Below are 17,614 nucleotides of genomic sequence, written 5' to 3'. Positions count from 1 at the left end.
GGTCACCCGTACCCTGTCTGGTGACCCAGCACACACCCCTGCCGGACCAGACAAGGACGTCTCACCATGGCTGAGCTCTCCCACTTCCTCGACGGCGCGCGCGTCCCGGGCACCTCCGGACGGACCGCCGACGTCTTCGACCCTGCCGCCGGCAGCGTCCGCGACACCGTCCCGCTCGCCTCGCGGGAGGAGGTCGAGGCCGCGATCTCCAGCGCGCAGGCGGCGCAGCCGGCCTGGGCGGCGATGAACCCGCAGCGCCGGGCCCGGGTGCTGCTGAAGTTCGTCGAGCTGGCGCACCAGAACATGGACGAGCTCGCCCGGCTGCTCTCCAGCGAGCACGGCAAGACCATCCCGGACGCGAAGGGGGACTGGCAGCGGGGTCTGGAGGTGGTCGAGTTCTGCGCCGGCGCACCGCACCTGCTCAAGGGCGAGCACTCCACCGGCGTCGGCACCGGCATCGACGTCTACTCCATCCGGCAGCCGCTCGGCGTCGTCGCCGCGATCACCCCCTTCAACTTCCCGGCGATGATCCCGCTGTGGAAGATCGGCCCGGCCCTGGCCGCCGGCAACGCGGTCGTGCTCAAGCCCTCCGAGCGCGACCCCTCCGTGCCGCTGCGCATCGCCGAGCTCTTCATCGAGGCCGGGCTGCCGGCGGGCGTCCTCAACGTGGTCAACGGTGACAAGGACGCCGTCGACACCCTGCTGGAGGACCCGCGCGTCGAGGCGCTCGGCTTCGTCGGCTCGACGCCGATCGCGCACTACATCTACGAGACCGCCGCCAAGCACGGCAAGCGCGCGCAGTGCTTCGGCGGGGCCAAGAACCACATGATCGTCATGCCCGACGCGGACCTCGACCAGGCCGCCGACGCGCTCATCGGTGCCGGCTACGGCTCCGCCGGCGAGCGGTGCATGGCGATCTCGGTGGCCGTGCCGGTGGGGGAGGAGACCGCCGACGCGCTGGTCGCCAAGCTCAAGGAGCGGATCGCCGGGCTCACCGTCGGCCACTCCTTCGACGAGAAGGCCGACTTCGGTCCGCTGGTCACCCCGCAGGCCAAGCAGCGGGTGCTCGACTACATCCAGATCGGCGTCGACGAGGGCGCCGAGCTGGCCCACGACGGCCGCGACCTGGTCGTCGAGGGGCTGGAGGACGGCTTCTTCGTCGGTCCGGTGCTCTTCGACCGGGTCACCCCGGACATGCGGATCTACACCGAGGAGATCTTCGGCCCGGTGCTCAGCGTGGTCCGTGCGGCCGACTACGAGGAGGCCCTGCGGCTGCCGAGCGAGCACGAGTACGGCAACGGCGTGGCCATCTTCACCCGGGACGGTGACACCGCCCGCGACTTCACCACCCGCGTCGACACCGGCATGGTCGGTGTGAACGTGCCGATCCCGGTGCCGATCGCCTACTACACCTTCGGCGGATGGAAGGCCTCCGGCTTCGGCGACCTCAACCAGCACGGCCCGGACGCCTTCCGCTTCTACACCAAGACCAAGACGGTCACCCAGACCTGGCCGACAGGCATCCGCGAGGGCGCCAGCTTCGTCATCCCCACCATGAGCTGACATGGCGGTCAGCGACGAGATCGTCGAGCTCACCGCGATGGTGCGGGAGTTCGCCGACGAGCAGATCGCCCCGCACGCCGCCGGGTGGGACCGGGACAAGCACTTCCCGGTGGACGTGCTCTCCGCCGCGGGCGGCCTCGGGCTCGGCGGCATCTGGGTCGCCGAGGACGTCGGCGGCTCCGGCCTGACCCGCGCCGACGGGGTGCGGATCTTCGAGCAGCTGGCGACCGCCTGCCCGACGGTCGCCGCCTACATCTCGATCCACAACATGGCCACGTCGATGATCGACTCGGCCGGCACCCCGGAGCAGCGCCAGCGGTGGCTGCCGCCGCTGACCGCGATGGACCAGCTGGCCAGCTACTGCCTCACCGAGGCCGGCTCGGGCTCTGACGCCGCGGCGCTGCGCACCACCGCCCGGGCCGACGGCGACGGCTACGTCCTCGACGGCGCCAAGCAGTTCATCTCCGGTGCCGGTGCGGCGGACGTGTACGTCGTCATGGCCAGGACCGGCGGTCCGGGGGCGAAGGGGGTGTCCGCCTTCGTCGTCCCGGCCGACGCCGAGGGGCTGTCCTTCGGCGCCAACGAGGCGAAGATGGGCTGGAACGCGCAGCCCACCCGCGAGGTCGTCCTCGACGGGGTGCGGATCCCGGCCGACCACCTGCTCGGGGAGGAGGGACGCGGCTTCGCCATCGCCATGAAGGGCCTGGACGGCGGCCGGCTGAACATCGCCGCCTGCTCCCTGGGCGGCGCCCAGTCCGCCTTCGACGCGGCGCTGGCGCACCTGCGCACCCGGGAGGCCTTCGGCGAGCCGCTGCTGGAGCAGCAGTCGCTGCGCTTCCGGCTGGCCGACATGGCCACCCGGCTGCACGCCTCACGGCTGATGCTGCACGACGCCGCCGACGCCCTGGACGCCGGTGCGGAGGGTGCCGGTGCCAGGTGCGCGATGGCCAAGCGCTTCGTGACCGACTCCTGCTTCGACGTGGCCAACCACGCGCTGCAGCTGTTCGGCGGCTACGGCTACCTGTGGGAGTACGGCATCGAGAAGATCGTGCGCGACCTGCGGGTCCACCAGATCCTCGAGGGCACCAACGAGATCATGCAGGTCGTGGTCTCCCGCGAGCTGGTGCGGGGGCGGGCATGAGCGGTCCGCACGAGGCGCAGCAGCCGGACCAGGCACGGCAGCCGGAGCCGCAAGGCGCCGACGCGCCGCCCGTCCTGGCTCGCCGGGACGGACGGGTCGGTCACCTGGTGCTCAACCGGCCCCGGGCGATCAACGCGCTGACCATGGAGATGGTCGGGCTGATCACCGAGCAGCTGCAGGAGTGGGAGGCCGACCCGCAGGTCGGGACCATCGTGCTCACCGGCGCTGGCGAGCGCGGGTTGTGCGCCGGCGGCGACATCGTCGCGCTGTGGAAGGACGCGAAGGCCGGCGGGCGCGAGGCCCAGGACTTCTGGAGCGCGGAGTACCGGCTGAACGCGATGATCGACGAGCTGACGACCCCCTACGTCGCCGTCATGGACGGCATCGTGCTCGGCGGAGGCATCGGCCTGTCCGCCCACGGGCGGATCCGGGTGGTCACCGAACGCTCGCGGATCGGCATGCCGGAGACCGGGATCGGCTTCATCCCCGACGTCGGCGGGACCTACCTGCTCTCACGGGCGCCGGGGGAGACCGGCACCCACCTGGCCCTCACCGCCGGGCAGGTCGGCGCCGGGGACGCGATCGCGCTCGGGCTGGCCGACCGGTTCGTGCCCAGCGAGCGGCTGCCGCGGCTGCTGCAGGCGCTCGCCGAGACCCCCGCCGAGGAGGCGGTCGACGCGCTCGCCGAGGAGCCCCCGCCGGCGCCGCTGCTGCCGGAGCGGTCCTGGATCGACGCCGCCTACGCCGGCGACGACGCCGAGGAGATCGTGCGGCGGCTGCGCGAGACCGGGACCGAGGCCGCCGACGAGGCCGCCGAGACCATCCTGACCCGCTCGCCCACCTCGGTCGCGGTGACCCTGCGGGCGCTGCGCTCGGCCGCAGGGATGAGCCTGCGGGAGGCGCTGGCCCAGGAGGCCCGTCTGGCCTACCACTGCCACGCCTCGGCCGACTTCGTCGAGGGCGTCCGCGCCCAGGTCGTCGACAAGGACCGTGACCCGCGGTGGTCCCCGGCCTCGCTGGCCGAGGTGACCGCCTCGCAGGTCGAGGCCTACTTCGCGCCGATCGGCGAGCACGAGCTGACCTTCCCGGACGATCCGCACACCAGCACGGAGGCATGACATGACCATCGCGTTCATCGGGCTCGGCCACATGGGTGGCCACATGGCCGCCAACCTCGTCCGCGGCGGCCACGAGGTCGTCGGCTTCGACCCCGTCGACGAGCTGCGGGAGGCCGCCGTCGCGCACGGGGTCCTGGCCGCGGCGTCCGCCACCGCGGCCGTCGAGGGCGCCGAGACCGTGGTGACCAGCCTGCCCAACGGGCACGTGCTGCTCAGCGTCTACGAGGAGGTGCTGCCGGCGGCCGCCGAGGGCACCCTCTTCATCGACACCTCGACCACCGGCGCCGAGCTGGCCTGGCAGGCGGCGGGGCAGGTCGACGCGGCCGGTCACCGGTTCATCGACGCGCCCGTCTCCGGCGGCGTGGTGGGCGCCGAGGCCGGCACGCTCACCTTCATGGTCGGCGGCAGCGAGGCCGACCTGGAGTTGGCCCGCCCGGTGCTGGACCCGATGGCCGGGCGGATCGTGCACTGCGGCGCCAGCGGCAACGGGCAGGCGGCGAAGCTGTGCAACAACCTGCTGCTGGCGATCACCCAGGTAGGGGTGGCCGAGGCCTTCGTCCTCGGCGAGAAGCTCGGCCTGACCAACCAGGCCTTCTACGACGTGGCCTCCACCTCGGCCGCGCAGTGCTGGGCGCTGCAGACCAACTGCCCGGTGCCGGGCCCGGTCCCGACCAGCCCGGCGAACCGCGACTTCGAGGGCGGCTTCGCGACGGCGCTGATGCACAAGGACCTCTCCCTGGCGATGGCCGAGGTGGAGCGCTCCGGCCTGGACGCCCAGGTGGGCCGCCTGGTCTCGGCCCTCTATGCCAGCCTCAGCGAGACCGAGCACGCCGGCCACGACTTCTCCTCGATCATCACCACCCTCCGCTGACCCCACCTCACCTGTCTCCCCTTTATCGGGTTACCCGATAAAGCGCCGGTTGCGGGGGGAGGCTTCTCGGGTGACCGAGAGGTTCTCGACGGCCCCTCCCGCACCGCGGCAGGTCGTCCGCGCCACCCTCGGCGCGAGCCCCAGGGGGTCGCGAGACCACCCGAGCCTCAGGGGGTGTCGCCCCACCGCCCGAGCAGCTGGGTCTCCGCGCGGTGCAGGTAGGTGGTCAGCGCCTGCTCGGCCTCGGCGTGCCGCCCCGCCTCGAGCAGAGCGAGCAGCTGCTGGTTCTCGGCGAGGTAGGGGGTGTAGAAGGCGTGCGGGTCCTCCATCCGGGCGAAGACGAGGCGCATCTCGGCCAGCGCCTGCTCCATCGCCTCCTCGACCCGGCGGCTGCCGGCCATCCCGGCCAGCGCCCGGTGGAAGTGCATGTTCGCGCTGCCCAGCCGGGCCCAGTCCTCGTCCCGTGCGGCGCGCTCGCCCTCGGTCACCGCGGCCCGGAGCCCGCTCAGGTCGGGCGTCCCGAGGGACGCCTGCCGGATCGCGGCGACCTCGAGCATCCGGCGGAAGCGGTAGAGGTCCCGGACGTCGTCGGCCTCCAACGACCGGACGAAGACCCCCCGGTTGAGCCGGTGCACGACGAGACGCTCGTGGGTGAGCAGCTGGAAGGCCTCGCGCAGGGTGTTCCGGGAGACCCCGAGCGCATGCCCGATCTTCACCTCGGACAGGCGGGTGCCCGGGCGCAGGTCGCCCTCGATGATCCGCTCCCGCAGGGCCGCGGCCACCCGCCCGGAGGCGCTGGTCTGCTGCACGCTCTCCCGTGCCTCGGCCAGCGTGCCCAGCCAGCCGGCCTCGTCCTGCCGCATCCTCGCCCCGCCCTGTCGTTCCGCTGCGTCGTCGTCGATGACGCAGGGATCCTAGCGAATCGAGGTATTGCCGGATTGTTGAACAATCGCTAGCGTGCGGTGATCGGACCACATCGCCGTGGTCGACGCCACCAGGAGGAGACGAGATGTCCCAGCCCGAGCGAGAAGGCCGCGACGCGCCCGACGGCGCCGACGGCAGCAGCGCCGGTTCGACCAGCAGCGGTTCGATGAGCACCGAGGCCGGCACCCAGGGCGGGTCGGCGTCGGCGCCCTCGCCGATCGGTGCGGCCGGCAGGGGCGCGCTGCTCGGCGCCGTCTTCCTCATGGCCACCAGCGCCATCGGCCCCGGCTTCATCACCCAGACCACGGTCTTCACCGCCGAGCTCGGTGCCGCCTTCGCCTTCGCCATCCTCGTCTCGGTGCTCGTGGACATCGCCGTCCAGCTCAACGTCTGGCGGGTCATCGGGATCAGCGGGATGCGCGCCCAGGACCTCGCCAACAAGGTCCTCCCCGGCGCCGGCTACCTGCTGGCGGCACTGGTCGTCTTCGGCGGGCTGGTCTTCAACATCGGCAACATCGGCGGCACCGCGCTCGGCGCCAACGCCATGCTCGGCGTCGACGCCAAGATCGGCGGCGCCGTCTCCGCGGTCATCGCCATCGTCGTCTTCGTCAGCAAGAAGGCAGGCGTGGCGATGGACCGCATCGTCGTCGTCCTCGGCGCGGTGATGATCGCCATGGTCAGCTACGTCGCGATCACCTCCGACCCGCCGCTGGGAGAGGCGATGCGCCAGACCGTGCTGCCGGACGACATCGACTTCCTCATCATCGTCACCCTCATCGGCGGCACCGTCGGCGGCTACATCACCTACGCCGGCGCGCACCGTCTCGTCGACTCCGGGATCACCGGGCCGGAGCGGGTGAAGGAGGTCAGCCGGGTCTCGGTCATCGGCATCGTCGTCGCCGGGGTGATGCGGGTGCTGCTCTTCCTGGCCGTCCTCGGCGTCGTCGCCGGCGGCGCCACGCTCTCCGAGGAGAACCCGCCGGCCTCCGCCTTCGAGGCGGCGCTCGGCGAGGTCGGGGTGATCATCTTCGGCGTCATCCTCTGGGCGGCCGGCATCACCAGCGTCATCGGCGCCTCGTACACCTCGGTGTCCTTCCTGGCCACCTTCTCCGACTGGCTGGCGCGCAACCGCAACTGGGTGGTCGTCGCCTTCATCGCCGTCTCGACCATCGTCTACGTCAGCGTCGGGCAGACCCCGGTGACCCTGCTCGTGCTCGCCGGCGCCCTGAACGGGCTCATCCTGCCGGTCGGGCTGGGCATCATCGTGTGGGTGGCGCTGCGGCGTCGCGACCTGCTGCACGGCTACCGCTACCCGGTGTGGCTCGGCGTCCTCGGCCTGGCCGTCTGGGTGCTCGCGCTCTACCTGGCGTGGGAGTCGCTCGGCGGGATCGCCGACCTCTGGCAGTGACCGGGCAGACGACAGGAGCAGAACGTGCAGATCGACCTCAACGCCGACCTCGGTGAGAGCTTCGGCCGCTGGACCCTCGGTGACGACGACGCGATGCTCGAGGTGGTGACCAGCGCCAACGTCGCCTGCGGCTTCCACGCCGGGGACTCCTCGGTGCTGCGCCGCTCCTGCGAGCAGGCGGCGGCGAAGGGGGTGAGCGTCGGCGCCCAGGTGGGCTACCGCGACCTCGCCGGCTTCGGCCGACGCTTCATCGACGTCCCGCCGGCCGATCTCACCGACGACGTGATCTACCAGATCGGGGCGCTGCAGGGCATGGCCCAGGTGGCCGGCACCCGGGTGCGCTACGTCAAGCCGCACGGCGCGCTCTACAACGCCATCGTCCACCACGAGGAGCAGGCCGCCGCGGTGGTCGCCGCGGTCGTCGCCTACGACCCGACCCTGCCGGTGCTCGGGCTGCCGGGCTCGGCGTGGCTGCGGCAGGCCCGGGAGGCCGGGCTGACCACGGTCGCCGAGGCCTTCGCCGACCGGGCCTACACCCCCGAGGGGACGCTGGTCTCGCGGCGCGAGCCCGGCGCCGTGCTGCACGACCCGGAGGAGATCGCCCGCCGCTGCCTGGCGATGGTGGTCGACGGGCAGGTCGAGGCGATCGACGGCAGCCAGGTCGCCGTGACGCCCGGCTCGCTGTGCGTGCACGGGGACAGCCCCGGTGCGGTCCAGATCGCCCGCCGGGTCCGGCAGGTGCTCACCGACGACGGGGTGACGCTGACCCCCTTCGTCCAGGGGACCCGATGAGGCTGCGCCCGTGCGGCGACTCCGGGCTCCTCGTCGAGCTCGGTGATCTCGACGCGGTGCTCGCGCTCTACGCCGCGCTGGAGCAGGACCCGCCGCAGGGCGTGCTCGACCTCGTGCCGGCGGCCGCGACCCTGCTGCTCGTGCTCGACCCGGCCGGGACCGACGTCGAGTCCGTGGCGCGCCAGGTCCGATCCGTCGAGGTGAGCGGCGGCAGCCGACCGGACGGCGGCGACCTCGAGGTCCCGGTCGTCTACGACGGCGACGACCTCGCCGAGGTCGGCGAGCTGACCGGCCTGGGGGAGCGCGGCGTGGTCGAGGCGCACACCGGGCAGGAGTGGACGGTCGCCTTCTGCGGGTTCGCGCCCGGCTTCGGCTACCTCGTCGGCGCCGACCCGCGGCTGCACGTGCCGCGGCGCAGCAGCCCCCGCACCCGGGTTCCGGCCGGCGCGGTGGCGCTGGCCGGTGAGTTCGCCGGGGTCTACCCGCGGGAGTCGCCCGGCGGCTGGCAGCTCATCGGCCGCACCGAGCTCGTCGCCTGGGACATCGACCGTGACCCGCCGGCGCTGCTCGTGCCCGGGACGCGGGTGCGCTTCGTGGAGGCCTCATGAGCACGCGACCGACCCGCGGCCCGGGCGCCGGTCAGCGCCCCGCCCGCGAGCTCGAGGTGCTGGCGACCGGCGCCCAGACCACGGTGCAGGACCGCGGACGTCCGGGGCTGGCCGCGCTCGGCGTCGGACGCTCCGGCGCCGCCGACACCCGCTCGCTCGACCTGGCCAACCGGCTGCTCGGCAACCCGCCGGAGGCCGCGGCGCTGGAGGTCACCGTCGGTGGGCTGGCGGTGCGTGCCCGCGGCGGCGGCTACGTCGCGCTCACCGGTGCCGACTGCCCGATGAGCATCGACGGTCGACCCGCACCGAGCGACGCGGTGGTCTGGCTGCCGGACGGCGCCGAGCTGCGGCTCGGGGTGCCGACCGCCGGGCTGCGCTCCTACCTCGCCGTGCGCGGCGGCATCGACGTGCCGCCGGTGCTCGGGTCCCGGGCCACGGACACCCTCGCCGGCCTGGGACCGGCGCCGCTGCGCGACGGGGACCGGCTGCCGGTCGGTCCGACGCCGGCCGAGGCGCCGCACGTCGACGTCGCCCCGGTGGCGCCGCCGACGACCGGCGAGATCACGCTGCGGGTGGTGCTCGGTCCGCGGGACGAGTGGTTCACCGACGAGGCGGTGCAGGCGCTGACGTCCACCCCCTTCGTCGTCGGCAGCGACAGCGACCGGGTGGGGGTGCGCCTGACCGGGGCGAGCCTGGCCCGCGCCCGGGATGGGGAGATCTCCAGCGAAGGGATGGTCCCCGGGGCGCTGCAGGTGCCGCCGTCGGGGGAGCCGGTGCTCTTCCTCGCCGACCACCCGGTGACCGGCGGCTACCCCGTGGTCGCCGTCGTGCGCGCCGCCGACGTCCCGCTGGCCGCGCAGGCCAGACCGGGGCAGCAGATCCGCTTCGAGCTCACCGGAGGTGCCCGTGACCGTCGCGACCCCTGAGGACCCGTCCGCGCTGTCGCCGGAGCAGGCTCGTGGCCTCTTCCGCGAAGGGCTGTCCGTGCCCACCTCCGGGTGGAGCGGAGGATGGACGCAGGCCAACCTCCTGGCGGTGCCTCGCGAGCACGCCTACGACGTGCTGCTCTTCGCCCAGCGCAACCCACGCTCCTGCCCGGTGCTGGACGTCACCGAGCCGGGCGAGGTGCGCAGCGCGATCTTCGGCGGGGACCTGCGCACCGACCTGCCCGGATACCGGGTGTACGTCGACGGGGAGCCGGCCGACGAGGTGCGCGACGTGCGCGAGGTCTGGCGCGAGGACCTCGTGGCCTTCCTCATCGGCTGCAGCTTCACCTTCGAGGCGGCGCTGCTCGAGGCCGGGGTGGCGGTGCGGCACGTCGAGGCCGGCAGCAACGTGCCGATGTACCGGACCGACCGGGCGTGCCGGCCGGCGGGCGGGCTGTCCGGACCGCTGGTGGTCTCGATGCGCCCGGTCCCGGCGGAGCAGGTGGCCGACGCGGTCCGGGTGACCTCGCGCTACCCGGCGGTGCACGGTGCGCCGCTGCACGTCGGCGACCCGGCGGCGCTGGGCATCGCCGACCTGGGGGCTCCGGACTTCGGCGACCCGGTCGAGGTCCGCGACGGTGAGGTGCCGCTCTTCTGGGCCTGCGGGGTCACCCCGCAGGCCGCGGTGATGGCCTCGCGTCCGCCCTTCGCCATCGGCCACGCCCCGGGGATGATGGCGATCACCGACGCCCGGGACTCCGACCACCTCATCCCCTGACCCCCTCCGCACCCCAACCCAAAGACCGCAACCCCCTAGGCAGCTGCAGACGCTGCGCCTGCATGCGCAGCGTCTACGGCTAACCGCAGCGTCTGTGGCGTGGCGCAGCGGCTCTGGGTCACCGCCGACGAGAGGCCGCGGTCAGCTCGTGCGCGCCGTAGCTGTCGTCGTCGGGGTTGACGGTGACACCGGGCGCGACGATCTCATCGATCCGGTCGAGGACGTCCGCGGTGAGCGTGATCTCGGTGGCCGGCAGGTACGACTCGAGCTGCTCCATGGTGCGAGGGCCGACGATGGCGCTGGTCAGCCCCGGGTGGTTGATGACGAAGGCGAGAGCCAGATCGATCAGCGACATCCCTGCCTCGTCGGCGAGCAGCGCCAGGTCCTCGACGAGGTCGAGCTTGCGCTGGTTCGCGGGCGGGGACATGTCGAAGCGGGCCGACGGCCGGGCCGCAGAGGTGGGCGCCCCGGCGGCACCCTTGCGCCACCTGCCGGACAGCCAGCCGCCGGACAGCGGGCTGTAGCAGAAGGTGCCCATCCCGTGCCGCTGGACGGTCGGCAGGACGTCCTGCTCGATGCCGCGGACGAGGATCGAGTACGGCGGCTGCTCGGTGACGAAGCGCTCGAGGCCGCGATCGCGCGAGGTCCACTGCGCCTCGACGATCTGCCCGGCGGAGTACGACGAGGAGCCGATGTAGCGCACCTTGCCCTGCCGCACCAGGTCGGTCAGGGCGCCGAGGGTCTCCTCGACGTCGGTGCCGGAGCTGGGCCGGTGCACCTGGTAGAGGTCGATGTGGTCGGTGCCGAGCCGACGCAGCGAGTCCTCCACCGCGCGCATGATCCACAGCCGGGAGCCCCCGCCGTGGTTCGGCTCATCGCTCATCGGCATGAAGAACTTCGTCGCCAGGAAGACCTCGTCCCGACGGGAGGCGATGGCCTTGCCGACGATCTCCTCGGACACACCGCCGGAGTAGACGTCGGCGGTGTCGACGACGTTGATGCCGGCATCGAGCGCGCGATGGATGATCCGGGTCGCGTCGGCCCGGTCGTCGTTGCCCCAGGGCCCGAACATCATCGCGCCCAGGGTCAGCGGGGATACCTGCACTCCCGTGCGGCCCAGCGGTCGATAGGTCATGCTCATCGTTCGTCCTCCGTGTGTTCGTGCTGCTCAGGCGGGGTGCGCCCGTGGACCGTGCCCACGGCGGGCGTGCCCACCGCGCGTGGTCACCAGGTCGAGGCGACGGTCCGGGCGAAGAGCCATCCGGCCTCGCCGCGGACGAAGGTGTGCCGCAGCTGCAGCCGCCAGGTCGCCCGGCTGCCCCAGATGGTGGCGTCGGTGAGCGAGCGGACGGTCAGCTCCGGTGCCGCGGCCTCCGCGCCTTCGCCGTCCGAGACGGTGACGTCCACGTCCTCGACGTGGTGGTAGTCCATCTCGCCGGAGGCGATCTCCTCGAGCCACCGCGCGCTGGTCTGCTCGGTCCCGGTCATGTGGGTCAGCGTGTAGCTACTGGCGAGCAGCGACCCCAGGGCACGGGTGTCCGCATCGACCATGGCCCGGGACATCGCCCGGTGCTGCGCGGTCAGCTGCTCGTGCAGCGACATCGGGGTCGCGCTCTTCTGGTTCTCTCGGTCGGTGCCCGTCACGTCGTTGAGTCTTGTCGATCGGTCTCGGCGGCACCAGGGCGCAGCGTGGCCGGTACTGGTGGGACCCCCTTCGTCATCCGACGTGGTCCGATCTGCCGGTGCCCCTGGACGCACCTGCGACCTGCCATCCATGATCACGCGCCCGGCCCCGATGCGCGACAGCCGCCTACCTTCGTCGCAGACGCTGCGCTTGCAGGCTGAGCGGATGCAGCTGCCTAGGGGGTTGCGGAGGAAGGGCGGGTCAGGGGGAGGTGAGGGACCAGCCGAGGGTGACGGCGAGGAGGGTGAGGGCGGGCGAGAGCACGACGTCGCTGAGGGCGTGCCGGGTGCGTCCCTCGCGCGCCGCCTCCACGACGATCAGCGCGTGCCCGCTGTAGGTGGTCAGCGCCCCGCACAGGCCGGCGCCGAGCAGCGGCAGCACCCAGCCCGGCGCGCTCTCGTGCGCCGACCAGCCCGCGACGAGCCCGAGCACGAACGAGCCGAGGACGTTGACGAGCAGGGTCCCTCCCGCCGCGGTCGCCCCGGACCGGCCGACCAGCCACCAGCGCCCGAGCGCACCCAGCGCGCCGCCGGCAGCGACGAGCAGCACCGTCATGGCCGCCCCCCGTCCGCCGTGGGCGGCGCCCCTGAGCGTCCGTCCGCCGTCGACTCGGACCCTGCGCCCCCGCCCACGGTCGGCTTCGAGCTCGGGCCCACCGACGTCCGCGACCCCGAGCTCACGTCCCGCGCCTCGCCGACACGCAGCCCGAGCAGGCATGCCCCGAGGCCGAGCACCGTCGTCGCCACGAGATAGCCCAGCCCGGCGAGGACGTCACCCTCGGCGAGGAGCCCGCGAGCATCCAGCGCCAGCGCGGAGTAGGTGGTCCAGCCGCCGAGCAGCCCGGTCACCGCGAAGGGACGCACCCACGTCGGTGCCGGGGTGGTGAGCAGCCGGGCGACGATCAGCCCGATGAGCAGCGACCCGGTGACGTTGACCAGCAGCGTCCCCCACGGCCAGCCACCGTCACCGCCGGGCAGCGCACCCACGACCGCCCAGCGCAGGACCGCGCCGAGCGCGCCGCCCGCGGCGACCGCGCCGGCCTCCCGGGCCGGGCCGAGCACACCGCCGGCGCCGCCCCCTTCGTCGTGCGGTCGAGGTGATCCACGCCCGTCACCGCGGCGCGCATCACCTCGACCGAAGGGGGCGGACGGGCGCCTCACCGCCGCGTCTCGAGGAAGTCGCCGATCCGCCCGATCGCCTCGGTCATGACCTCCTCGTCCGGCAGGCAGACCACCCGGAAGTGGTCCGGCTCGGGCCAGTTGAAGCCGGTGCCGTGGGTGACGAGGATCTTCTTCGCGCGCAGCAGGTCGATCACCAGCGACTCGTCGTCCTCGACCGCGTACACCTCCGGGTCCAGCCGGGGGAAGCAGTAGAGCGCGCCCCGCGGCTCGACACAGCTGACCCCCGGGATCTCGTTGAGCAGCCGGGAGGCGAGCTTGGCCTGCTCGTAGAAGCGGCCGCCCGGCACGATGAGCTCGTCCACCGACTGGTACCCGCCGAGCGCCGTCTGGATCGCGTGCTGGGCCGGGACGTTGGCGCACATCCGCATGTTCGACAGCAGGGTCAGCCCCTCGAGGAAGTCCTCGGCCATGTGCTTCGGGCCGGAGATCATCACCCACCCGGCGCGGTAGCCGCAGACCCGGTAGGCCTTGGAGAGCCCGGAGAAGGTCAGGCACAGCACGTCGTCGCCGGCGTAGGTCGCCGTGTGGTGGTGCACCGCGTCGTCGAAGAGGATCTTCTCGTAGATCTCGTCGGCCATGACGACCAGCCCGTGCCGCCGGGCGATGTCCACCAGCCCGCGCACCGTGGCCTCGCTGTAGACGGCGCCGGTCGGGTTGTTCGGGTTGATGATGACCAGCGCGTGGGTGTTCTCGGTGATCTTCGCCTCGACGTCGGCCAGGTCGGGGTCCCAGCCGTTGCTCTCGTCGCACCGGTAGTGCACCGGGGTGCCGCCGGAGAGGCTGACCGCTCCGGTCCACAGCGGGTAGTCCGGCGCCGGGATGAGCACCTCGTTGCCGTCGTCGACGAAGGCCTGCAGCACCATCGTGATGAGCTCGCTGACCCCGTTGCCGATGAAGACGTCCTCGACGGTGGTCTCCCGCAGCCCCTTGCTCTGGTAGTACTGCGCGACCGCGGTCCGCGCGGAGTAGATCCCCTTGGAGTCGACGTAGCCCTGGCTGTCCGGCAGGTGCCGGGTCATGTCGGCGACGATCGCCTCGGGCGCCTCGAAGCCGAAGGGCGCGGTGTTGCCGATGTTCAGCTTGAGGATCTTGTGCCCCTCGGCCTCCAGCCGCTGAGCCTCGACGAGGATCGGCCCCCGCACGTCGTAGCGGACGTCCTGCAGCTTGCGGCTCTGGGTGATCGGGCGCATGGCCCGCAGTCTGGCACCCGGCTCGCGGACCCGTCGCGGGAGTATCGGCCCGCCGCGGCACCGCCATAGGATGGTGGCCGTCCCCCCGACGCGCCACCTCCAGGAGACGTGATGCCGCAGCCGGCGATGTCCCAGCCCCCCGCCGACGAGCCGGCGGAGGCCGGCGCCGGCGAGCCGCCGCACACCGTGTGGGACGACGAGGAGCTGGCCCGGGAGGCGGCCGTCGTCGACGACGAGGACGAAGGGGGCGAGCCCGCACCCGAGTGACGTGACGTCCGACTCGTCACACGCTCCTCCCGCGTATCGACCGACTCGGCTAGGTTGCACTGGCGACAGGCAGGCCGGAGGTCCGATCCGCCCGCCAGCCCAGGTCGAGGGCCGACCAGGGACACGAGGGAGTGACGATGCGACTGGGCGTGCCCAGGGAGTTCCGACCCGGTGAGACCCGGGTCGCCGCGACCCCCAAGACCGTCGAGCAGCTCATCAAGCTCGGCTACGACGTGCTCGTCGAGCCGGGCGCGGGCGCCGCCTCTGCCTATCCGGACGAGGCCTACGTCGAGGCCGGCGCCGAGCTGGCCGGGAGCGCCGAGGTGTGGACCGCGGACCTCGTGGTGAAGGTCAACGCCCCGAACGAGGACGAGGTGAGCTGGCTGCGGCCGGGCACCAGGTTGGCCTGCCTGCTGGCCCCCGCCCTCAACCCCGAGCTGGTCGAGCGGCTGCGCGAGCAGGGGGTCACCGCGCTGGCCATGGACGCCGTGCCGCGCATCTCCCGCGCCCAGTCCCTGGACGTGCTCTCCTCGATGGCCAACATCGCCGGCTACCGCGCGGTGATCGAGGCGGCCGGCGAGTTCGGCAGCCTCTTCACCGGCCAGGTGACGGCCGCGGGCAAGGTCCCGCCGGCCAAGGTGCTCGTCTGCGGCGCCGGCGTGGCCGGGCTCGCGGCGATCGGCACCGCCGGCTCGCTCGGGGCGATCGTGCGCGCCTTCGACATCCGGCCCGAGGTGGCCGAGCAGGTCGAGTCGATGGGCGCTGACTTCCTCGAGATCGACGTCGAGATGGAGCGCTCCGCCGACGGCTACGCCAAGGAGGCCGGCGAGGACGTCGCCCGCAAGGCCGCCGAGCTCTACGCCGAGCAGGCCAAGGACGTCGACATCATCATCACCACCGCGCTCATCCCCGGGAAGCCGGCGCCGCGGCTGATCACCGAGGAGATGGTCGCCTCGATGAAGCCCGGCTCGGTGGTCGTCGACATGGCCGCCTCCAACGGCGGCAACGTCGCCGGCGCGGTCGCCGACGAGAAGGTGGTCACCGCGAACGGCGTGACGATCATCGGCTACACCGACCTCGCCGGGCGGCTGCCCACCCAGGCCAGCCAGCTCTACGGCACCAACATCGTCAACCTGCTCAAGCTGCTCACCCCGGAGAAGGACGGGCAGGCGGTCATCGACCTCGAGGACACCGTGGTGCGTGGCATGACCGTCACCGACGGTGGCGAGACGCTGTGGCCGCCACCACCGGTCCAGGTCTCCTCGGCCCCGCAGGCCGCGCCCGAGCCGGCCGCGGCGCCCGAGCCGGCGCCGGCCAAGGAGCCGATGAGCCAGGGCACCAAGCTCGGCCTCTTCGCGCTGGCCGCGCTGCTCTTCCTCGGGCTGGCGTCGGTGAGCCCAGCCCCCTTCCTCGGCCACTTCATGGTCTTCATGCTCTCGGTGGTCATCGGCTTCTACGTCATCGGCAACGTCCACCACGCGCTGCACACCCCGTTGATGTCGGTGACCAACGCGATCAGCGGCATCATCGTCGTCGGCGCCCTGCTGCAGGTCGGCGACGGCGGCGTGCTCACCACGATCCTCGCGGTCGTCGGTGTGCTCGTGGCCAGCATCAACGTCTTCGGCGGCTTCACGGTCACGGCCCGGATGCTGCAGATGTTCCAGCGGGAGGACGCCGTCCGATGAGCCTGTCGATCACCCTGGTCCAGGGCGCCTACATCGTCGCCGGACTGCTCTTCATCCTCGCCCTCTCCGGGCTCTCCAAGCACGAGACCGCCCGCGCCGGCAACCGCTACGGCGTCGTCGGCATGGCGATCGCGCTGATCGTCACCGTGGTCGCCGCCACCATCGGCATCGACGGCGGCACCGCCGAGACCGAGGGCTCGGGCGTCAGCGGGCTGCTGCTCATCCTGCTGGCGATGGGCGTCGGCGGGGCCATCGGCATCTGGCGGGCGCGCGAGGTCGAGATGACCGGCATGCCCGAGCTGATCGCGCTGCTGCACTCCTTCGTCGGTCTGGCCGCCGTGCTCGTCGGCTGGAACTCCTCCTACGAGGACTCCGCCTACCCCAAGATCCACGACGGCGAGGTCGCGGTCGGCGTCTTCATCGGTGCGGTGACCTTCACCGGCTCGATCGTCGCCTTCCTCAAGCTGTCCGCGCGGATCAAGAGCGCGCCGATGATGCTGCCGATGCGCCACCTGCTCAACCTGGGCATCATCGTCGGCTTCGTCGTGCTCACCGTGGCCTACATCCTCATCCCGCACGACCAGACCTTCGTGCGCGCGCTCATCCTGGGGATCATCACCCTCGGGGCGCTCTTCCTCGGCTGGCACCTGGTCGCCTCGATCGGCGGCGGCGACATGCCGGTCGTCGTCTCGATGCTCAACAGCTACTCCGGCTGGGCGGCGGCCGCGGCCGGCTTCCTGCTCGGCAACGACCTGCTGATCATCACCGGTGCCCTCGTCGGCTCCTCCGGTGCCTACCTCAGCTACATCATGTGCAAGGCGATGAACCGCTCCTTCATCTCGGTCATCGCCGGCGGCTTCGGCTCCGACGGCGGCGTCGTCGGGGAGGAGCGCGACTACGGCGAGCACCGCGAGATCCAGGCCGAGGGCGCGGCCGAGCTGCTGAAGAACGCCTCCTCGGTGGTCATCACCCCCGGCTACGGGATGGCCACCGCGCAGGCCCAGTACGCGGTCGCCGACCTCACCAGCAAGCTGCGGGCGAAGGGGGTGGACGTCCGCTTCGGCATCCACCCGGTCGCCGGGCGCCTGCCCGGGCACATGAACGTGCTGCTGGCCGAGGCCAAGGTGCCCTACGACATCGTCCTGGAGATGGACGAGATCAACGACGACCTGCCGGGCACCGACGTCGTCCTCGTCATCGGCGCCAACGACACCGTCAACCCCGCCGCGGCCGAGGACCCCACCTCGCCGATCGCCGGGATGCCGGTGCTGGAGGTGTGGGAGGCCTCGGACGTCATCATCTTCAAGCGGTCGATGGCCACCGGCTACGCGGGCGTGCAGAACCCGCTCTTCTTCCGGGAGAACAGCCAGATGCTCTTCGGCGACGCCAAGGTCCAGGTCGAGGGGATCATCCACCACCTCTGAGCGGGTGGCTCGGCGGCGACCGCGCCCGTGCGCCGAGCGATCCCGAGACGCTCG

At 72.5% G+C, this 17,614-nt stretch carries 18 protein-coding genes; 12 read left to right on the top strand and 6 right to left on the bottom strand.

Annotated features, from left to right (window positions below; genetic code table 11):
- The first annotated feature begins 66 nt into the window (after nucleotides 1-66).
- The 4 genes from BJY28_RS02760 to mmsB are packed head-to-tail and all read left to right on the top strand — an operon-like array spanning nucleotide 67 to nucleotide 4,693.
- Nucleotides 67-1,563: a CoA-acylating methylmalonate-semialdehyde dehydrogenase gene (locus BJY28_RS02760; protein WP_179461647.1), complete on the top strand. Its 1,497-nt coding sequence runs from the start codon at nucleotides 67-69 to the stop codon at nucleotides 1,561-1,563.
- A gap of 1 nt (nucleotide 1,564) precedes the next feature.
- Nucleotides 1,565-2,704 (top strand): acyl-CoA dehydrogenase family protein, encoded by a 1,140-nt coding sequence (locus tag BJY28_RS02755; protein ID WP_179461646.1) that lies wholly within the window; start codon nucleotides 1,565-1,567, stop codon nucleotides 2,702-2,704.
- Nucleotides 2,701-3,822, top strand: a complete 1,122-nt coding sequence (locus tag BJY28_RS02750) for an enoyl-CoA hydratase/isomerase family protein (protein WP_179461645.1) — start codon at nucleotides 2,701-2,703, stop codon at nucleotides 3,820-3,822. The genes BJY28_RS02755 and BJY28_RS02750 overlap by 4 nt, the downstream gene beginning before the upstream one ends.
- A 1-nt stretch (nucleotide 3,823) precedes the next feature.
- Nucleotides 3,824-4,693 carry a 3-hydroxyisobutyrate dehydrogenase gene (mmsB, locus tag BJY28_RS02745; protein WP_179461644.1) on the top strand — a complete coding sequence of 290 codons (870 nt, stop codon included), beginning with the start codon at nucleotides 3,824-3,826 and terminating at the stop codon, nucleotides 4,691-4,693.
- Nucleotides 4,694-4,860: 167 nt separating this feature from the next.
- Here the strand turns inward: mmsB and BJY28_RS02740 are convergent, their stop codons facing one another.
- Nucleotides 4,861-5,556, bottom strand: a complete 696-nt coding sequence (locus BJY28_RS02740; RefSeq protein ID WP_179461643.1) for a GntR family transcriptional regulator — start codon at nucleotides 5,554-5,556, stop codon at nucleotides 4,861-4,863.
- Between the two features lie 227 nt (nucleotides 5,557-5,783).
- On the opposite strand from BJY28_RS02740, the gene BJY28_RS02735 reads away from it, so the two are divergent.
- From BJY28_RS02735 to BJY28_RS02715, 5 genes are read left to right on the top strand one after another with little or no spacing between them, the layout of a single operon-like run.
- A complete protein-coding gene (locus BJY28_RS02735) occupies nucleotides 5,784-7,025 on the top strand; it encodes an NRAMP family divalent metal transporter (protein WP_425485719.1) in 1,242 nt (413 codons plus the stop codon).
- 24 nt (nucleotides 7,026-7,049) lie between these two features.
- Nucleotides 7,050-7,817: a 5-oxoprolinase subunit PxpA gene (locus BJY28_RS02730; protein WP_179461641.1), complete on the top strand. Its 768-nt coding sequence runs from the start codon at nucleotides 7,050-7,052 to the stop codon at nucleotides 7,815-7,817.
- Entirely contained in the window at nucleotides 7,814-8,425 is a 612-nt protein-coding gene (locus tag BJY28_RS16005) for a 5-oxoprolinase subunit B family protein (RefSeq protein WP_179461640.1), read from the top strand. Before BJY28_RS02730 ends, BJY28_RS16005 begins: the two co-directional genes overlap by 4 nt.
- The gene (locus tag BJY28_RS16000) at nucleotides 8,422-9,351 is read left to right on the top strand and encodes a 5-oxoprolinase subunit C family protein (RefSeq protein WP_179461639.1); all 930 of its coding nucleotides are present in this window, start codon (nucleotides 8,422-8,424) and stop codon (nucleotides 9,349-9,351) included. The genes BJY28_RS16005 and BJY28_RS16000 overlap by 4 nt, the downstream gene beginning before the upstream one ends.
- Entirely contained in the window at nucleotides 9,332-10,129 is a 798-nt protein-coding gene (locus tag BJY28_RS02715) for a putative hydro-lyase (RefSeq protein WP_343036928.1), read from the top strand. Before BJY28_RS16000 ends, BJY28_RS02715 begins: the two co-directional genes overlap by 20 nt.
- 118 nt (nucleotides 10,130-10,247) lie before the next feature.
- Here BJY28_RS02715 and BJY28_RS02710 read toward each other — a convergent pair whose 3' ends face one another.
- The 5 genes from BJY28_RS02710 to BJY28_RS02690 form a co-directional block, all read right to left on the bottom strand.
- Complete coding sequence (locus BJY28_RS02710) at nucleotides 10,248-11,264, bottom strand: aldo/keto reductase (RefSeq protein ID WP_179463899.1); 1,017 nt, start codon at nucleotides 11,262-11,264, stop codon at nucleotides 10,248-10,250.
- An 89-nt stretch (nucleotides 11,265-11,353) separates the two neighbouring features.
- On the bottom strand, nucleotides 11,354-11,773 hold the full coding sequence (locus tag BJY28_RS02705; RefSeq protein WP_179461638.1) for a DUF4440 domain-containing protein: 420 nt from the start codon (nucleotides 11,771-11,773) through the stop codon (nucleotides 11,354-11,356).
- A gap of 241 nt (nucleotides 11,774-12,014) precedes the next feature.
- Nucleotides 12,015-12,368 carry a fluoride efflux transporter FluC gene (locus tag BJY28_RS02700; protein WP_179461637.1) on the bottom strand — a complete coding sequence of 118 codons (354 nt, stop codon included), beginning with the start codon at nucleotides 12,366-12,368 and terminating at the stop codon, nucleotides 12,015-12,017.
- Nucleotides 12,365-12,874 carry a CrcB family protein gene (locus BJY28_RS16555; RefSeq protein ID WP_179461636.1) on the bottom strand — a complete coding sequence of 170 codons (510 nt, stop codon included), beginning with the start codon at nucleotides 12,872-12,874 and terminating at the stop codon, nucleotides 12,365-12,367. The genes BJY28_RS02700 and BJY28_RS16555 overlap by 4 nt, the downstream gene beginning before the upstream one ends.
- A 95-nt stretch (nucleotides 12,875-12,969) precedes the next feature.
- The gene (locus tag BJY28_RS02690; protein WP_179461635.1) at nucleotides 12,970-14,184 is read right to left on the bottom strand and encodes a pyridoxal phosphate-dependent aminotransferase; all 1,215 of its coding nucleotides are present in this window, start codon (nucleotides 14,182-14,184) and stop codon (nucleotides 12,970-12,972) included.
- A 126-nt stretch (nucleotides 14,185-14,310) separates the two neighbouring features.
- Here BJY28_RS02690 and BJY28_RS02685 point away from each other — a divergent pair, with 126 nt between their 5' ends.
- From BJY28_RS02685 to pntB, 3 genes are all read left to right on the top strand, one after another.
- A complete protein-coding gene (locus BJY28_RS02685; RefSeq protein WP_179461634.1) occupies nucleotides 14,311-14,451 on the top strand; it encodes a hypothetical protein in 141 nt (46 codons plus the stop codon).
- A 137-nt stretch (nucleotides 14,452-14,588) separates the two neighbouring features.
- Nucleotides 14,589-16,136 (top strand): Re/Si-specific NAD(P)(+) transhydrogenase subunit alpha, encoded by a 1,548-nt coding sequence (locus tag BJY28_RS02680; protein WP_179461633.1) that lies wholly within the window; start codon nucleotides 14,589-14,591, stop codon nucleotides 16,134-16,136.
- The gene (pntB, locus tag BJY28_RS02675; protein WP_179461632.1) at nucleotides 16,133-17,560 is read left to right on the top strand and encodes a Re/Si-specific NAD(P)(+) transhydrogenase subunit beta; all 1,428 of its coding nucleotides are present in this window, start codon (nucleotides 16,133-16,135) and stop codon (nucleotides 17,558-17,560) included. Before BJY28_RS02680 ends, pntB begins: the two co-directional genes overlap by 4 nt.
- The last annotated feature ends 54 nt before the right edge of the window (nucleotides 17,561-17,614 follow it).

The sequence above is a fragment of the Janibacter alkaliphilus genome, from assembly GCF_013408565.1.
Lineage (GTDB): Bacteria > Actinomycetota > Actinomycetes > Actinomycetales > Dermatophilaceae > Janibacter > Janibacter alkaliphilus.
The sequence above is the reverse complement of the archived record's forward strand: the minus strand, read 5'-3'. Positions and strand labels throughout refer to the sequence as shown.

What these genes read in the sequence shown, in the direction of transcription:
- BJY28_RS02750 (WP_179461645.1), top strand. Translation starts at nt 2,701, where the DNA reads ATGAGCGGTCCGCACGAGGCGCAGCAGCCGGACCAGGCACGGCAGCCG.
- BJY28_RS02685 (WP_179461634.1), top strand. Translation starts at nt 14,311, where the DNA reads ATGTCCCAGCCCCCCGCCGACGAGCCGGCGGAGGCCGGCGCCGGCGAG.
- BJY28_RS16000 (WP_179461639.1), top strand. Translation starts at nt 8,422, where the DNA reads ATGAGCACGCGACCGACCCGCGGCCCGGGCGCCGGTCAGCGCCCCGCC.
- BJY28_RS02710 (WP_179463899.1), bottom strand. Translation starts at nt 11,264, where the DNA reads ATGACCTATCGACCGCTGGGCCGCACGGGAGTGCAGGTATCCCCGCTG.
- pntB (WP_179461632.1), top strand. Translation starts at nt 16,133, where the DNA reads ATGAGCCTGTCGATCACCCTGGTCCAGGGCGCCTACATCGTCGCCGGA.
- BJY28_RS02680 (WP_179461633.1), top strand. Translation starts at nt 14,589, where the DNA reads ATGCGACTGGGCGTGCCCAGGGAGTTCCGACCCGGTGAGACCCGGGTC.
- BJY28_RS02760 (WP_179461647.1), top strand. Translation starts at nt 67, where the DNA reads ATGGCTGAGCTCTCCCACTTCCTCGACGGCGCGCGCGTCCCGGGCACC.
- BJY28_RS02700 (WP_179461637.1), bottom strand. Translation starts at nt 12,368, where the DNA reads ATGACGGTGCTGCTCGTCGCTGCCGGCGGCGCGCTGGGTGCGCTCGGG.
- BJY28_RS16005 (WP_179461640.1), top strand. Translation starts at nt 7,814, where the DNA reads ATGAGGCTGCGCCCGTGCGGCGACTCCGGGCTCCTCGTCGAGCTCGGT.
- mmsB (WP_179461644.1), top strand. Translation starts at nt 3,824, where the DNA reads ATGACCATCGCGTTCATCGGGCTCGGCCACATGGGTGGCCACATGGCC.
- BJY28_RS02690 (WP_179461635.1), bottom strand. Translation starts at nt 14,184, where the DNA reads ATGCGCCCGATCACCCAGAGCCGCAAGCTGCAGGACGTCCGCTACGAC.
- BJY28_RS02740 (WP_179461643.1), bottom strand. Translation starts at nt 5,556, where the DNA reads ATGCGGCAGGACGAGGCCGGCTGGCTGGGCACGCTGGCCGAGGCACGG.
- BJY28_RS02755 (WP_179461646.1), top strand. Translation starts at nt 1,565, where the DNA reads ATGGCGGTCAGCGACGAGATCGTCGAGCTCACCGCGATGGTGCGGGAG.
- BJY28_RS02735 (WP_425485719.1), top strand. Translation starts at nt 5,784, where the DNA reads ATGAGCACCGAGGCCGGCACCCAGGGCGGGTCGGCGTCGGCGCCCTCG.